Source organism: Caballeronia sp. Sq4a (assembly GCF_023170545.1).
GTDB lineage: Bacteria > Pseudomonadota > Gammaproteobacteria > Burkholderiales > Burkholderiaceae > Caballeronia.
In genome coordinates, this window is record NZ_CP084253.1 from 293,122 (window position 1) to 308,850 (window position 15,729).

A 15,729-nucleotide genomic window follows, 5' to 3' on the forward strand; every position below is an offset into this window, starting at 1 on the left:
TTGTGATAAGTTAAGACGTGCCTGATGATCCATGAAGCGGTATTTTGGAAGCGTCAGGCTTCCCAACGGGAATGTCACAGCGCGGAGACCTGCATGCGCGACATCGATCTGAAAACGCTGCGATTGTTCGTGGCCGTGTGTGATCACCGCAACATCGCGCGCGCGGCGGAGGAGGCGCATATCGAGCCTTCCGCGATCAGCAAGCGAATTGCGCAACTGGAGAGTGAGCTTGGCGTTCCGCTGCTGTTGCGCTCGCGGCGCGGCGTACAGCCCACGGCGGCCGGCAACGCGCTCCTGGAGCATGGCCGCAACGTACTGTTCACGATGGAGCGGATTGCGAGCGACGTTATCGCGTTCGGCGGCGGGCTGAAGGGTCGCGTAAGCGTGTGTGCGTCGGCTTCGGCCATTGCGGAGGCGCTGCTCGACGACATCGCCTCTTTCATGCGCGAGCCCGAGTATCAGAACATCAGGGTCGATGTCGAAGAGCGGCTATCGTTCGATCTCGTGCGGCAACTCCGCGAAGGAGCGGCGAGCGTCGGCGTGTGCTGGGATAACGTCGACCTTCAGGGGCTCGATTACCGGCCGTACCGTAAGGACCGGCTCGCGTTGGCGGTTCATAAGGATCATCCGCTCGCAAAAGAGGCGTCGCTCAGCTTTAAGCAGACGCTGGAACATGAGCACGTCGGCCTGCTGCCGTCCACGGCTGTCCATACGATGCTGCGGCGGGCGGCTGCGAGCGTAGGCAGAACCGTCTCTTATCGAGTGATCGTGTCCAGCTTCGATGCGGCTTTTCGCGTGGTGGCGGCCGGCCTCGGCATAAGCGTCGTGCCGGTGGAAGTGGCCGAGACATATAAACCGGTGCTTGCAATCAAGATCATCCCTCTCACCGATTCATGGGTGCAACGTCAGTTCGTCGTGTGCTTCAAGGATTTCGAAGCGCTGCAGCCTCCCGCGCAACGCATCGTCGATTATCTTTCGAAGCAGGTCCAACCCCGGAGCGACGGTCAGTTGGTGAAGGATTCGATGGGTCGCGGACGTCTCCAGTTGGCCAATGACAGTTAGGGGTCAAGTAAGGCACGCACAGGTCGAGTTGTCACCGACGTCGGCTTAACGTCGGCTAGGGCCGGCCGCCTTGTGCCGTCGTTCGAGCGACCGCTGCACGTGTCCGTATCCGTCCGCTGCCGACTGTGTCACGACCTTTCCGCCTAGCAGTCCCTGATGAGGCGACGTGGCGAAAAAACGCGCGTCGCAGATCGAACAGTGGCGGTTGTCCACGTCGCATTGCGGTCGGACCGCCGAGAATCGGGCGACCTTGCGCGGTCAGAGTGCGTTTGCTAGCCGGCAGCGACATGTTGCAGCCAGCGAGCTCGGAACTGTGACGCTTTTGGGCGCTAGATGCACTGGAAACACCAAGAACAAAAAACGCCTTGACGATAGGAGCATATGCTCATAATATGGATGTCAATGGAGCATATGCTCCTAAGTGACCGAACGGACTGAAGCGATGACCCAAGCTGAAATTCTTGTAAGCGGTGCGACTGGACGGACAGGAGGTACCGCCATTAACGAACTGCTCAGAATGGGCAGACGCGTGCGGGCTTATGTGCGTACAGACGACGACCGAGCGGCCGCCCTGAGGCAGCGCGGTGTTGATGTTGCGATTGGAGATTTCACCGACATCGACGACATTCGGGCAGCGATGGAAGGAATCCGATCGGCCTATTTCCTTCATCCGATCGCGCCAGGAATCATCGGAGCCGCGGCTTATTTTGCACAGGCAGCGAAGGAAGCGGGCGTCAAGGCAATCGTCAACATGTCGCAGATTTCCGCAAGGCGTGAGTCCGCGAGCCATGCAGCACAGGATCACTGGATTTCCGAGCGGGTCTTCGATTGGTCAGGCGTCGCGACGACGCATTTGCGCCCCACATTCTTTGCCGATTGGCTCGTCTATCCGCACTTTGCGAAGGAAATCTGGGCCACGAAGAAGATCGAATTTCCCTTTGGCAACGGACGTCACGCGCCCATCGCCACAGATGATCAGGGACGGGTCATTGCGCATCTGCTCTGCAAGCCTGAAGGTCACGAGGGCAAGACATACACGCTCCACGGACCGGTGGAGATGAACCATGTGGAGATCGCCGCCGCGATGAGCGAGGTGCTTGGCACACGCATCGAATATGCGCCCACATCCATTGAGGAATTCCGAACGAAGATGGAAACACTTTACAAGTTTCCGCCTTTTCTCACGCAGCATCTGGTCGAGGTAGCCCAGAACTACCGCGACGGAATCTTCTCCGGCACCAACGATGTCATCGAGAGGATCACCGGAAAGCCACCGCTTTCTGTCCACGAGTTTATCGCCAAGAATCGCGCCGCATTCGCGTAAACTGGCGGCTCACGCGGAGCTGGTCAGCTCAGTATTGTGCAGTCTCGTGATCGAAATCAGGAGTGAAACAGATGTTGCCGGTCAACCAGCCGCTTGGAATCGATCAATGCAACTGCTTCGCCGTGAGGAAGGCGAGCAGGCAGATTTCCCGCCTCTACGATAGCCATCTCGAGCCCGCTGGTTTGCGCATCACGCAGTTCCTCACTTTGGTCGCCTTGAACGAGGTGGGAAGCACGCCGGTCAACGCGCTTGCCGAACGGCTCGATATCGAGCGAACGGCGATGGGGAAAATGGTTGGCTTTCTGGAACGCGACGGCTACGTCACGATCAAGCCGTCGCCCACGGACGGCCGAAGCCGCCTCATCGAGCTCACCGAGGAAGGACGACGCCTGCACGAAAGGGCGGCCCCTCTCTGGCAGGAAGCGCAACGGAAGTTCGAGCAACTGAACGGCGTAGACAATGTCACGGCGTTGCGGGAGGGGTTGAGAGGGGTGGTCGTGGGCGACGTGTCGATGCGTTCGTCGGAAGACTGAGCCTTTAGATGCATTTGCGGCCACGACATGAGGTCGTGAAACCAGTGGGCATTCGAGGGAAGGGCTATGAATCCGCCTTGTCCGCGTCGCCTCTGGAAAGATGTGCCGCGCGTCCACGACCCGCGCGGCGCGCCGTTCAGTGATGCACAAGGCGATGCTCGCGCGCCGGCATGAACGCCCGGACCAACGAATATACCGCTGCAAGTCCCACGAGTACGTAAACAATGCGTGCGCCCGGAGATCCCGCGCCAAAAATCGCCGCGACGAGGTCCAGCTTCATGAGCCCGACGAGGCCCCAATTCAGCGCGCCGATGACGACGAGTGCGCCCGCCAGCCAGTCTACTGGGCTGCGACGAACACTGACGGTTCCTTCTGAGGTGGCAGTTGGCATAACTGAGCTCCATGTTGACAAAAGTGCTTGTGTGAATGCGCCGTCTTCGGCGTTGACCTCTCGCCTGGGCTGCCACTTCATCGGCCGCCCAGGCGTCCCGCAAAAAAGTTTGGATAGTTGACTGCCTGTCCCGCGCCGTAGCTGGCTTCGGTGGTCATATGGACTTCGATCGGACGCGGTCTGAGCGGCGCTCGCCCGCGTTAGGGGCCAACAGTGGTTGGTCCTTGCCAGTGTTTTCCACGTGCCTAGCGGTCGTCGAGCACCTTCAGCTGGAACGGCTGCGCGCCCGGCACCGCGAGCGCGCCAATAGCGACGATGGTGTCCACATCCCCGGCGGCCAGCGTCACCGGCACGCCGGCGGCGCTTGGCAGCACCGGTGTAGTCGTCCCGGTCGGCACGACGGCCAGCGTGTAGGTGCCCGGATCGAGCATCAGCGGCGTGGGCGCGGCGTTCGGGTAGGCGAGGTTGGTCACCGGCCGTGCGGCAATTGCGCCGCCGGCCAGCACCACGACGTCAACGGCCGGCGCGTCGGGCGACAGATGGATCACCCGTACCTTCGCCTTGCCGCTCACGGGCGTGCGGTCGTCGGCATAGGCGTGCAAGGCAAGCGCCTGTGTGCCGGTGCCGCTGAGCAAGCCGGTGGCGAACACGCTGGTGCTGGAGCCTGCGGCGAGGTTGGCGCCGTTGAGGTTCAGCACGCCGGTGAGCGTGCCTGCCAATGCGACCGACACGTCGTAGGTGCCTGCGTTCTCTCTCGAGTAAGCCGTCGCCGCTGGGAAAGTCACATTCTGGAGCAGCCGATTGCTTGTCGAGTTCGCAGCCCCTGGTGCCTTGAGAAAAACGTCCACTGCAGGCACGTCGGGCGCGAAGTGGGCTACGCGCAGCGACGCGCTGGGCGACCCGCTGTCACTCCCGCCGCAGCCCGTGAGCAGCGCCGATATCGTAAAGAGGGCGACGAACAACTTGCGATAAGCGTCCATGATGGACTCCTAAATGACGACGTTAAAATTAAGCTTCGCAGCGTCGTTCGGCGAGCGTGGCCGCGATCAGCCGCACGCCATCCTCGAGGTCGGTACCAACCGGAATGCTACCCGTCGACGCGATCGATTGCCGGTGGCGCACGGCGGTCGGGCCGCCGAAGAATACTGGCACGCTGATTTGCGTGACCAGGCTGCGCAACGAGCGTTCGATCAAACCCTCGGCCGGCTCGAGCGACGAGGAGATCACCACGGCGTCGCAGCAAGCACGCATTGCCGCCCCCGCCAACTCTTCGAGCGGCATGTTGGCACCGAGCACGATGGCGCGCATGCCCGCCTGCTGCGCCTCGATCGCGAACAGCAACAAGCCGATCTCGTGCTGCTCTCCGGGCGCACATGCGACAAGCAGACGGGGCCCTCGGGCATAGACTGCCCGGCGTTGCAATCGCGCGCCGAGTTTGCTGCGCAGATACGTCGCGAAAAAATGTTCCTCGGCAATTCCGCCCGGCACATCTCTCCAGCGTTCGCCGAGATGGGCGAGCAGCGGCAGTAGCAGTTGACGCGTCACCTGCTCGATCGGGTAGAGATTCAGCGCTTCGTCGTACACGCGGTCCAGCTCCGGCTCGTCGAAGCGCGTACAGGCCTGAACCATGCCGTCGAAGTATTCCCGCCATGGCCTTCGCACGAGGGCGCCAGCGCGAGGCATCGCCCGCTCGGCGTCGATATGCTCCCGCACCTGGCTGATCGGTACGCCGCGCTCAATCAGCGCGAGCACGCGGCGAATCTGCTCGACGTGGCGGTGCGTGTATAGCCGGTGTCCGCTTGCGGTGCGCGCGGGTTGAATCAGGTCATACCGTCGCTCCCAGGTGCGCAGTGTCATCGGGTTGATTCCCGTGAGCGCGCAGATCGTGCGGATTGGCAAGGTTTCGTCGTTCGAGGAGTTCATGGCTGTCGCGCGTGTCTTATGCAAAGGTTAGTCAGCGGACAGAGGATGTCAAGGACTTTACGCATGGCGGTGCTTCTCGCAGCCAAAAGCCTGCGACAGCGCCGAATGTCGGTGTATGAATGCACTTTCCCAGCGTTATTCAAATCCTATTCACTACACACATTGAGGCACTATTGTTGGTCGATGCGGACTGGCGAGTTGCCGCATAACACATAACTGGCATCGCGCGTCGAGACACGGCGGGTCTAGATGGCGTGGGCGAATTGCATCGTTACGTGGTCAGGCGGCGCCTGCCGTATCGCGTGCGCTTCCTTATGGGCGGCACGCGGGTCAAGCCGCTCCATTGCTCGAAAGCGTGACGAGCGGCCACGTGGAATGGCTCGCGCGCTGGGCGTTCTCATCGAGCGATGAACACACCGCCGACCGATACGCCTGGCGCGTGCGCACCGGCCGTGGCTGGATGAAACTGCTCGCTGCCGTGGCGCGCCCGATCTTCGAAGGGAATCACGACTACGTTAGCAAAAAGGCGGGGAAGCGCTTGCGGCGCGAAGCTGGTGGACATTGGTCATCGTGAGCGGAATAGGTAAGACACGAAGTCATCCAACTCGCGATTGTCTGCTCAGACCACAGCCGGCCGACTGCAAGACGGTTAAGCGAACTTCGTCGCGCACTGGACCCGCTCGACCGCGCGCTAGAGTCTCCGGTGTTCTCTCATCCTTCGACTGTCGCCCATAATGAGGTGATGTGAACTCGGCATCGTCGTATCGCAGCGCAGACGTTCCGGCCGGCGTCAGCGACACTTTGCAACGGCTCAGCCCGCAATTCACCCTGTCGCATTGTCGTCTTAATCATTAGCTTGTTAATGGCATGCACGTGGCGCTGAACAGGCGAAGCGCTTCAAGCGCCCCGTCGCCCAGCGCTCGTGCGCGAGAGCCTTGCATGCGCAACGCAATCTGCCGGACGGTCGTTGCTTTTCAACTTTTCGTTTTCTAATCTGATCGGGCAGGCTTGGAGCGAGGAGAGTTGCTGCGCCATCGTGCACTTTATTGGAGGCCGAAGTGTCCTTTGATCGAACTGAGACAGCCGTGGTTTTCATCGACCCGCAGGTCGATGTGTTGAGCAAGAATGGCAAGAATTGGGGCGCGGTGGGAGCAAGCGTGACGGAGAACAGAACGGTCGAGAACATGCTGCGAATCTTCAAGGCGGCGAAGTCCGCGAAGATTTCGGTTTTTATATCGCCACATTACTTCTTTACGACGGACCGCGCATGGTGCTTCAACGGGCCGTTGGAGTCGGACGAATTCGCGAGCGGGACGTTCGCGCGTAGCGGTCAGCTCAATCTAGAAGGTTTCGAAGGCTCCGGAGCCGACTGGCTCGACGAATTCAAGCCTTACATCAACGACGGAGAGACGGTTGTTGCGAGTCCGCATAAGGTCTTCGGACCGCAAACCAACGATCTCGTCCTTCAACTGCGCAAGCGAGGCGTCAGGAAAGTAATACTGGGAGGCATGCTTGCCAACATGTGCGTGGAGTCACATCTTCGTGATCTGCTCGAACAGGGATTCCAGGTGTATGTCGTTAGCGATGCAACGGCCGGACCGCGTCATCCTGTTTGGGGAGACGGCTACAAGGCGGCGATGGTCAACTACGCGTTTCTTGCCCACGGTGTGATGACTACAGACGAAGCAGTGTCTTCGATGGAGTGACGCCAGCAAGCCCGATTGTCAGTCGAATACCCTGTCGGCCTGAACGGCGTCTTGCGACCCTCATGGTTCATCAACTCCTGAATCGGTCGGTGATCCTAATGTGCTGGGTCGAGCAACGACTGGTATGCGCTGAATCTACTAGCAGTCTTCCGTCGTGTGGGTCGAACAGCCTCCAGCTCAGAGATCGACGACGATGTCCCGAACCGGCTGCGCGCAGCAGATCAGCAGGTTGCCTTCGGCGGGTCGGTCGAGCGGCTCCGGCTCATAGGCCACCGTGCCCGACACCAGACCGCTTTCGCAGTTGTGACAGACACCCGTGCGGCACGACCACCGCACGGGAACGTCGCAGGCTTCCGCCAGTTCGAGAACGCTCTGGTAGACCGAGCGATTCCAGTGCGCGGCAATGCCGCTCTTCGCGAACGACACCAGCGGCCCCGTGTCGGCATCGTCTTTCGGCAAATGGGGACTGCGTTTCGCGGCGCCGACGATGCCCGGATTCAGCGGTTCCCCGCCGTTGAAGATTTCGGCGTGAATCCGTTCCGGCGCGATGCCTAGGCCGGCGAGCGCCGCTTTCATATCCTCCATGAAGCGCGACGGTCCGCAGAGATAGATGTCCGCGTCGCGCGTGATACCGGCCACGCTCAGAACCGCTTGCGACAGGCGCCCCGTCGCATCGAAATCCACGCCCTCGCGGTCGCCCGCGGCGGGCTTGCTGTAACAGACGTGGCTTCGTCCGTGCGCGAGCGTAGACACCAGAGCGCGAACTTCGGCGGCGAACGGATGATGCTGCCCATCGCGCGCGGTGTGCATCCACAAGACCGGCCGCGTCGAGCGCGCCGTCGACAGCGCATGCAGCATCGAAAGAACCGGCGTCGCGCCGATGCCCGCGCTGAGCAGCACGACGGGTCCGTCGCCCGGCTGCAGAACGAAGCTGCCGCGCGGCGCGCTGACGTTGATCGTATCGCCCACGCGCACGTGTTGCTGGAGATAGGACCCGGCTGCGCCATCCGGCTCGATCTTCACGCTGATCCGGTAGCTCTCCGGCGAAGGCCCGCCTGAGATCGAATAGCTGCGGTAAAGCGGCGGTCCGCCGGCCGTTCGCTGCAGACGCAACACCAGGTATTGCCCTGGCAGAGCGGGGCGCAGCGGCTCACCATCCGCGCTTGTAAAGCTGATCGAGAGCACGTCGGCGGATTCCGGTTTGAGTGCGGAGACCTTGAGTGGCCGGAAACCCGGTGCGGCGGCATTCGCTGCCGCTGCCGCCGCGAGCCCGGGATTTCCACCCTTCGCGCCGTCTTTCAGAAGCGCCTCGAAAGACCGCCGCCACCCCGGCGACAGCGCTTCGATCCGTAACGCTCGCTCCAGCTGATCGCGTGGATGGTGAGCCGAGTAAAGCAGCGCATTGACTTGCGCGACGCTCATGCGTTCTTCGGCTTCGCCGATCTTCACGATCTCGTCGCCCGCGCCCACGTCGCCTTCCTGCAGCACGCGCAAGTAGAAGCCGGGTCGTCCGCTCGATGTGAGCAGGGCGGGCATCCGCGGTTCGTTCATGCGGATGCCGACGCGATAGCAGGTCACGCGGGGCTGCGTGACCTCGAACAGCGCGCTGCCGATCCGATAGCGGTCGCCGATGCACACATCGGAATCGGGCAGTCCTTCGATGGTGAAATTTTCGCCGAACTGTCCGCAGGCAAGGTCGTTGCGTTTCAGCTCCGTCTGCCAGTAGCGCGACGATTCGATCTGGTAGACGAAGACGGCGCGCTGCTCGCCGCCGTGGCCCGCGAGATCGCCCTGGCCGTCGCCATCAAGGTTCAGCCGTCCGACGCGGCATCGGCCGCGCACCGGTTCTTTCCAGATGCCGGTATGCACCGTGCGGCCCTTCCACTCGATGTCGCGCGGAAGCCCGACATTCACCGATAGTAGTCGCGCCATGGTCGTCACCGCTCGATGTGTTCGCACGGCACTTGCCCGCGCGGAGTGAAGCCCGATTCGCTGAGCCACGATCTCGGGTCCGTCTTTCAGCGTGAATGATAGTACGGACAAGTGTGGAGAGCGCTTTTCTGGACACTGAGCCGCTATTCGCGAACGCTGCGGCACCGCTCGCGCTTCCTCGTGCGTCGCAGCCGCTTGGCGCCGGCAGCTGCCGGCGCGCCTCTCTGCTGCCTGCGCAATTGGCGGTATGCGCGGGCACCGGGTTTCTCCAACAGTTGCTTAGTAAGCTTGAGGAAGTCCCGAGAACTTGATAAGCAACCGATGACGTACATGGTGCCTGGCCATTTGGTTGAGGCGTTTAAGTAAATGGCAATGATCGATACCGCCGATATCGTCGCAAAGCGTTACGGCATCAGCCGCGAGGCGCAGGACCGCTTTTCCGTGGAAAGCCAGCGGCGCACGGCCGAAGCCCAGCGCGCGGGCCGATACGCCGATGAAATCGTGCCCGTTACGACGACGATGTCCGTCACCGACAAGGAAACGAAGCTCGTCAGCTATCGCGAAGTGACGGTATCCGCCGACACCTGCAACCGCCCCGGCACGACCTACGACGCGCTTGCGAATCCGGTACCCGTCAAAAGACCGGACAAGTTCATCACCGCGGGCAACGCATCGCAGAACGCGGATGGAGCATCGGCTTGCGTGTTGATGGAAGCGAAGGCCGCCGAACGCGCGAACCTCGCGCCGCTCGGTGCGTTTCGCGGCTTCGCGGTGGCCGGCTGTGAGCCGGATGAAATGGGCATCGGTCCGATGCTCGCCGTGCCGAAGCTGCTCGCGCGTCACGGCCTGAGAGTCGACGACATCGGTTTGTGGGAGTTGAACGAAGCGTTCGCGTCGCAGGCGATCTACTGCCAGAAGAAGCTCGAGATTCCGCACGATCGTCTCAACGTGAACGGCGGCGCGATATCAATCGGGCACCCGTTCGGTATGACAGGCTCGCGCCTCGTCGGGCACGTGGTCATCGAAGGACGGCGGCGCGCCAAGAAATACGCGGTCGTCACGATGTGCATGGCCGGCGGCATGGGCGCCGCTGGTCTCTTCGAAATCTATTGAGGAAAGCGATTCGAGGATCTGAACTTCACTCCCGAAGACGAAGCATTTCGCGCAAGCGTCATACGCTTTCTAAATGAAAAGCTGCCCGCGCGGCTTACCGAGACGGCGCGCAATGGCGTGCGCCTCACGCGCGACGAAATGGTCGAATGGCATGCCATTCTCAACGAGAAGGGCTGGCTCGCGAATCACTGGCCGAAAGAGTACGGCGGCCCCGGAACCGCTTGGCGCTTTGCCTGCGGGCTTGCTACTTTCGACCTAACAGGTCCTTCAACGCGGCGTTGTCGAGCATCGAATCGGCCTCCTGCTCGCGTTCCTTCAGGCGCTGCGCTTCGGAGACGGTCATCCCGCCGAACTTCGCTTTCAAGTTGTAGTAGGTCGCTTCTGAGATGCGGTACTTGCGGCACAGTTCCGCCGGCTTCAGGCCAGCCTCGGCTGCCTTCAAGATGCCGATGATTTGTTGTTCGGTGAAGCGCTTCTTCATTGCCGTTCCTCTCTGGAACCGACTCTACACCGTCACCGTACTAAACGCGGGGAGCAGGTCAATCCCGCGTCTGCCCCTGTTCGCACTTGCGTTCAGGAGCTTTGTCGTTGAGGCGTCGTTCTAACTGTGCCGCGAACGAACCGTTATTTCTTGACCGGAGGTGCGCCAGGGATCGCGTTGACGCGGGCGGCAGCCGCTGCGTTCGCTGCATTCGCCGCGTTGATCTTGTTCCAGTCATACGACGGGGCGGCGCCGCGGTTCGGGCTGATATTTGGGTTCGGCGTCGCAGTGTTCGACGCATTGGGATTGTTATTCGCAGGCGGCGCAGGCGCAGCGGCGGGCGCCGACTTGACCGGTTTCGGCTGAAGCGTTTGGTTAATCACGGTTATCTGGCCAAACTTTTTCAGTGCCTGACTGTCTGCGGTGGCTGCCGTGGCAAAGCTTAGCGCAGCAACACCGACCAAACCAACAAGCGGGGCGCGCAGCCGCGCTGGTCGACGATCGTCGTTCATAACCGCCTCCTTGGTGCTGTTTACTCGAAGCAAGAATGCTTCAATCCGGAGTCCCATCCCAATTGAATGAGGAAACGCGATACTTCAACCGGAGCTCGCGCCGCCTCCGATGCTGCGGGTCAACATCTTGCGCGGCCTTATCGGTCGCTTGTAGCACAAATCATGACCAATCGGTGCGCAGCTTGGACGCTCATTTGGCCCCAAACGCAGGTCGCAGAGATTTTGGCACACCGGAATCGGACACACGAGCCGCACGAACTGATGTGTCTGCGTCGCCGGTTCGCTGCGGTGGCGCTACCGCCGAAGCGAACCGCGGGTGCCGGCGACTGCGGATGAGCGGCGTCCGCGTCGGCGTGCTGCCGATCGACCTAGCGGGTCAATAAAAACCGCTGCAGGCTAGGGGTCGTTGACCGCGTTGATGAAGTAAGTGAGGAACCAAGGCAAGAACAGTTGCGTATCGTAATAACTCACGCCAACGCTTAGTCTCGGTGGCTTTGCGGTCGCTTCGCCGGTCGCCGCACCGTCGTTGGGACGCGGGCTGTAGGCATTAGACTCGGCGGGAATTCGCTGGGCCATCTGGTCATTCGCTACCGGCCATGTGGCGCAGCCCGCAGTCATTATGGCGAGGGCAACTATCGAACGAACGGGCGTCATGAGGTCAACTCCGGCGGCATTAGTTCGACAAGGTGACGGGTTAGGAGTTCGTCCCGTTGTGCGGGCTCGCGCCCGCTCTCCCACGACGTTTGCGATTATCCTCGCCTGAAAGAACGAATGTATCGAAATCCCGGCATGCCTTGGAACCTTGTGCATCTGTCGCAAGTCGAGGAACTTGGCGGCAGCGCCGGGAAGAAGTGACGACCGCTTACGCGCATTCCGTTCTCGGTCGGCCCCGGGGGCGACGGCATTCTGGCGATCGCCCGTAGGTGACTTGGAGCGTGCGCGACGCGTCACTAACGGGCTCTCTGCACCCACCGCCACCCTTGACGCAAACGATCTCTTCCGTTTTACATAATATCAATTAGCACATTTCCGGTTGTAGGTCCCAAGTTCAAATGTCGTGTTTCTGCTAAGTAGAGATGTCGCACTTTGCCGTAGGTTCGTGGCCAGACAAGCGTTTCTGGAGCACGGACCATGAACTCGACTGGGACCATCACGATGTCGATGCGCGAACTGGACTGACTCAAGGTGATTCAGTCCGTTCCCGAGCGCCAACTCAAGCCAGGGCGTGCCGCCGAACGCCTGGGCATGAGTCGACGGCAAGTCGAGCGGCTGGCCAACCGCTATCGAGTCGATTGGCGCAGCGGGCCTGATCTAAAAGCCCCGTAGCCGGCCAAGCAATCATCGGCCCTCAACCCCGCTCCGCACCAACCCCCAACGCCTCTGCCTTGCGAACCAGATCCGCAAGCGAGCGCGCCTGCATTTTCTTCATCGCCTGTCCGCGATGAATCTTCACCGTGATTTCGCTCAGGTCCATTTCCGACGCGATCTGCTTGTTCATGAGCCCCGCCACGACGAACGCCATCACTTGGCGTTCTCGCGGCGTCAGCGATTCGTAGCACGCCCGCAGAGTCGCGACGGAGCGGCTCGACGTTCGCCGTTTCTCATCCAGAGCCAGCGCGTTCGCGACGGCATCGAGCATGTCCTGGTCTCTGAACGGCTTCGCAAGAAAATCCTGCGCGCCTGCCTTCATCGCTTTGACCGTCATCGCGATATCGCCGTGCGCGGTCATGAAGACGATCGGCAAGCCCAGTTCGCTCGCCGCAATCTGCTCCTGCACCGCGAGTCCGCTTTGCCCTTTCAGGCGCACGTCGAGGATCAGACAGCTCGGCACGTCCTGCATCTCGCACGCAAGGAACTCCTGCGCCGAAGGGAACGTCTGCACCGCGAGTCCCACCGAGCGCAATAACATGGCGACGGCCTCGCGCATGGAGTCGTCATCGTCGACGACGTAGACCATCGCATTGCTCGCGGCATCATCCGGCCTGCTGCTCATGACATGTCCCCCTATCGACGGGCAAGATGAACTGCAACGACGCGCCACCCTCCGCACCCTTCTCTGCCCAGATGCGGCCCGCGTGCGCCTCGACGATCGAGCGGCAGATCGACAAGCCCATGCCCATGCCGTCGTGCTTCGTCGTGAAGAAAGCGTCGAAAATGCGGCCCGCGCTCTCGTTACTGATGCCCGGTCCCGAATCCTCGACGATGACCTGCGCGTGATGTTCATCGAACATGCGCGTGGTGATGCTCAGGCGCCGCGCCGCCTGCTGCCCGGCCATCGCCTGCGCGCCGTTCATGATGACGTTGATGAGCACCTGCTGCAACTGCACGCGATCGCAGCACACCACAGGCGATGGCTGCGCGAGCTGCACGCCCACCGCCACGCCGTGACGTTCGAGTTCGCTGCGCACCAGTTCGAGCGCCTCTTCGACGGTTTCGTTCAGCGCCAGCACCGCGGCGGAGCCTTCGTGCTTCTTCGCCATCGCGCGGATGCGCCGGATCACGTCGCTCGCGCGCTTCGCATCGCGGATCATTTGCGCGATCGACTGTTTCGCCTCCGCGAGATCCGGTTGCGGCCGGTTCAGCCAGCGCAACGACGCATCGCCGCAGGTCACGATGGCCGCGATCGGCTGCGTGGTTTCATGCGCGATCGATGCGGCAAGCTCACCGAGCATCGACACGCGGGTTACGTGCGCCAGTTCCGCCGTCGACCGCGCCAGCGCCTCTTGCGCGAGCTTCGTCTCGGTGATGTCCATGAGCGCGCCGACATATTCCAGTTCACCGGTCCGCTGCACCACATGCGCGACGTAATGCACATGCTTGATGCCGCCATCGGGCATCGTCAGCCGATGCTGCACGTCGATGACCGGCGCGCCGCCCTGCTCGGCTTCGTAAGCGCCGCGCACGAGCGCGAGATCGTCGGGGTGCGTGCGCGCGAGGATGGCATCGATCGATGGAGTCACGTCGCGCGTGTAGTCGAAGATGCGATACGCCTCGTCGGACCACCACATCGTCCCTTCGGGCAAGCGCGTCGCGATGCTCGCCGTGCGGCTCAGGCGCTGCGCATCGACGAGAAACGCCTCGGTGCGCGCGAGCGCGCGTTCCGCCTGCTTGCGCTCCTCGACCTGCTCGCGCAGATTGGCCGTCGCGGTCTGATTTCTCAACGCCAGCCAGGAGGTGGTCGCGATCGCGAGCAGGCTTACCGCGCAACGGGCGATGGCCCCGGTAGACACCGAGTCGTCGTGAGAGAGGACGAAGCCCGCGAGCGTCAGGATCACGCAGCCCCACGCCGCGCGGACCGTTGCCTTGCGCCCGCCCGACGATGCAACGAGCAGCACGACGACGACGTAAAACACGGCGATCGCTATGTCGAGCGGCGTGAGCGCATCGATCAGAAAGACGGCGAGCGCGAGCACACCGGCGAGCGTCCATGCGATGCGCGCATCGGACCGCACGATGCCGGCCGGCTCGTTCGATTGGTTGCGGGAATCGGTCGGATCAAGCGGTGTGTGCATGGGCAGTCGAGTGGGCGTTGACTTGACGAATGCGTGCGCTTACCGGGCATCGGAATCGAACCGTTGCTGCAATGTGCTCAGGCATTCTAGTACGACCGCGCCATCCACCGGCTTGCCGAGGAAGCACAGCGCGCCGCCGTCGAGCGCCTGCCTGCGTACCGCATCCGATGCGAACGCGGTGATGAAGATGATGGGCAAGGCGAGACCCAGTTCGCGCAGCCGCTGCTGCAACTGCAAGCCGGTCATGCCTGGCATCTGCACGTCGCTAATGATGCACGCAACTTCGTCGAAATGCCCGGATTCCAGAAACGATTCCGCAGACGGGTAAAGATGCACTTCCCATCCGAGCGAGCGCACCAGGCTCGACGTGGCGGCGCGAACGGATTCGTCGTCGTCGATGACTGAGACCAGTGGAGGGGCGGCCAAGTGCATGTCCTCTATCATGTGATGTCAGCGCAAGCCGCGCATGCGGTCCTGCTCGTGTAATGCCATCTTAGCGAGCATCCCGGCTGCCGCACATCATATGTGCGTATAGCTTTTCGCTGCGACGGGGGGCGGGTCATACGTTGGTATGAGGGCATCATGCCCCGGGATACTGCCGCTGAACGTACGGTCGATGCGCGTCATCCGCGCGCCGTCTGAATGCCATGCGCGGCCATCCGAAAGGTCACGCGGAGCCAACGCCTGCATGGCCGGTTGCGCGCCTTCGTACGATGGGGCGGCAGGCCACACGCGACTACATTTCACTCACGGCTGCATCGACGACACGGTCAGCCGCTCGAAGCATCGCCTCGTACGTTTCAGGCACTTCAACGCCTTATTCGACTCGTTCAACTCAACCAGGGAGTATCAATCATGAAGAAGCTCGTCGTTTGCCTCGCCGTTGCCGCCAGTGCCCTCGCCGCGCCCGCTCTGAGCTTTGCGCAGTCCAGCGATCCAGTCACCCGGGCGGATGTCCGTGCAGATCTGGTGCGCGTCGAGCAGGCGGGATACAACCCGGCGCTTGCGAGCGATCCGCACTATCCCGACGACATCCAGGCCGCCGAAGCGAAGGTCGCCGCTGAACAGGCGAGCACCGCTTATGGCGGCGCGCAGCAGCGCACGTCGTCGGGCGGCCCGGCACGCGTGTCGATGACATCGACGTGCGTCGGACCGGCGGGTTTCTGCACGCCCTACTTCGGAAGTTGATTCGTCTCGGCCGGGTCTCGCGCCCGGCCGGAGCATGTCCAACCTCTCGTAT

At 62.0% G+C, this 15,729-nt stretch carries 14 protein-coding genes and 3 pseudogenes; 8 read left to right on the top strand and 9 right to left on the bottom strand.

The features are described from left to right. Positions 1-93 precede the first annotated feature (93 nt). The 3 genes from LDZ24_RS25780 (at position 94) to LDZ24_RS25790 (ending at position 2,919) form a co-directional block, all read left to right on the top strand. Positions 94-1,062: a LysR family transcriptional regulator gene (locus LDZ24_RS25780; protein ID WP_248324708.1), complete on the top strand. Its 969-nt coding sequence runs from the start codon at positions 94-96 to the stop codon at positions 1,060-1,062. A gap of 442 nt (positions 1,063-1,504) precedes the next feature. After that, complete coding sequence (locus LDZ24_RS25785) at positions 1,505-2,386, top strand: NmrA family NAD(P)-binding protein (RefSeq protein ID WP_248324709.1); 882 nt, start codon at positions 1,505-1,507, stop codon at positions 2,384-2,386. Positions 2,387-2,457: 71 nt separating this feature from the next. Then, the gene (locus LDZ24_RS25790; protein ID WP_248324710.1) at positions 2,458-2,919 is read left to right on the top strand and encodes a MarR family winged helix-turn-helix transcriptional regulator; all 462 of its coding nucleotides are present in this window, start codon (positions 2,458-2,460) and stop codon (positions 2,917-2,919) included. A gap of 136 nt (positions 2,920-3,055) precedes the next feature. Here the strand turns inward: LDZ24_RS25790 and LDZ24_RS25795 are convergent, their stop codons facing one another. The 3 genes from LDZ24_RS25795 to LDZ24_RS25805 all read right to left on the bottom strand — a co-directional run bounded on the left by LDZ24_RS25795 (position 3,056) and on the right by LDZ24_RS25805 (position 5,233). Continuing rightward, positions 3,056-3,310, bottom strand: coding sequence for a DUF378 domain-containing protein (locus LDZ24_RS25795; protein ID WP_248324711.1), 255 nt, complete (start codon positions 3,308-3,310; stop codon positions 3,056-3,058). 245 nt (positions 3,311-3,555) lie between these two features. Further along, positions 3,556-4,290: a DUF4397 domain-containing protein gene (locus LDZ24_RS25800; RefSeq protein ID WP_248324712.1), complete on the bottom strand. Its 735-nt coding sequence runs from the start codon at positions 4,288-4,290 to the stop codon at positions 3,556-3,558. 28 nt (positions 4,291-4,318) lie between these two features. Further along, on the bottom strand, positions 4,319-5,233 hold the full coding sequence (locus tag LDZ24_RS25805; protein ID WP_248324713.1) for a MerR family transcriptional regulator: 915 nt from the start codon (positions 5,231-5,233) through the stop codon (positions 4,319-4,321). A gap of 370 nt (positions 5,234-5,603) precedes the next feature. Here LDZ24_RS25805 and LDZ24_RS25810 point away from each other — a divergent pair, with 370 nt between their 5' ends. Continuing rightward, complete coding sequence (locus LDZ24_RS25810; protein WP_248324714.1) at positions 5,604-5,807, top strand: hypothetical protein; 204 nt, start codon at positions 5,604-5,606, stop codon at positions 5,805-5,807. Positions 5,808-6,291: 484 nt separating this feature from the next. Next, on the top strand, positions 6,292-6,939 hold the full coding sequence (locus LDZ24_RS25815) for a cysteine hydrolase (RefSeq protein WP_248324715.1): 648 nt from the start codon (positions 6,292-6,294) through the stop codon (positions 6,937-6,939). A gap of 177 nt (positions 6,940-7,116) precedes the next feature. Here the strand turns inward: LDZ24_RS25815 and LDZ24_RS25820 are convergent, their stop codons facing one another. Further along, positions 7,117-8,871 carry an MOSC and FAD-binding oxidoreductase domain-containing protein gene (locus tag LDZ24_RS25820; RefSeq protein ID WP_248324716.1) on the bottom strand — a complete coding sequence of 585 codons (1,755 nt, stop codon included), beginning with the start codon at positions 8,869-8,871 and terminating at the stop codon, positions 7,117-7,119. Between the two features lie 366 nt (positions 8,872-9,237). Here LDZ24_RS25820 and LDZ24_RS25825 point away from each other — a divergent pair. Beyond that, positions 9,238-9,984 (top strand): annotated as a pseudogene (locus tag LDZ24_RS25825) (acetyl-CoA C-acyltransferase); the annotation flags it as partial. Positions 9,985-10,002: 18 nt separating this feature from the next. Then, positions 10,003-10,200 (top strand): annotated as a pseudogene (locus tag LDZ24_RS25830) (acyl-CoA dehydrogenase family protein); the annotation flags it as partial. Here LDZ24_RS25830 and LDZ24_RS25835 read toward each other — a convergent pair. The 5 genes and pseudogenes from LDZ24_RS25835 to LDZ24_RS25860 form a co-directional block, all read right to left on the bottom strand. Beyond that, positions 10,200-10,465, bottom strand: a pseudogene (locus LDZ24_RS25835) (transposase); the annotation flags it as partial. The pseudogenes LDZ24_RS25830 and LDZ24_RS25835 sit on opposite strands and share 1 nt — an antisense overlap. Positions 10,466-10,608: 143 nt before the next feature. Then, the gene (locus LDZ24_RS25840; protein WP_248324717.1) at positions 10,609-10,977 is read right to left on the bottom strand and encodes a hypothetical protein; all 369 of its coding nucleotides are present in this window, start codon (positions 10,975-10,977) and stop codon (positions 10,609-10,611) included. Between the two features lie 1,348 nt (positions 10,978-12,325). Continuing rightward, positions 12,326-12,970, bottom strand: a complete 645-nt coding sequence (locus LDZ24_RS25850; RefSeq protein WP_248324718.1) for a response regulator transcription factor — start codon at positions 12,968-12,970, stop codon at positions 12,326-12,328. Next, complete coding sequence (locus LDZ24_RS25855) at positions 12,951-14,489, bottom strand: sensor histidine kinase (protein ID WP_248324719.1); 1,539 nt, start codon at positions 14,487-14,489, stop codon at positions 12,951-12,953. The genes LDZ24_RS25850 and LDZ24_RS25855 overlap by 20 nt, the downstream gene beginning before the upstream one ends. A gap of 39 nt (positions 14,490-14,528) precedes the next feature. Continuing rightward, positions 14,529-14,915, bottom strand: a complete 387-nt coding sequence (locus LDZ24_RS25860) for a response regulator transcription factor (protein ID WP_371747509.1) — start codon at positions 14,913-14,915, stop codon at positions 14,529-14,531. Between the two features lie 429 nt (positions 14,916-15,344). On the opposite strand from LDZ24_RS25860, the gene LDZ24_RS25865 reads away from it, so the two are divergent. Then, the gene (locus tag LDZ24_RS25865; protein WP_248324721.1) at positions 15,345-15,677 is read left to right on the top strand and encodes a DUF4148 domain-containing protein; all 333 of its coding nucleotides are present in this window, start codon (positions 15,345-15,347) and stop codon (positions 15,675-15,677) included. Positions 15,678-15,729: the final 52 nt, after the last annotated feature.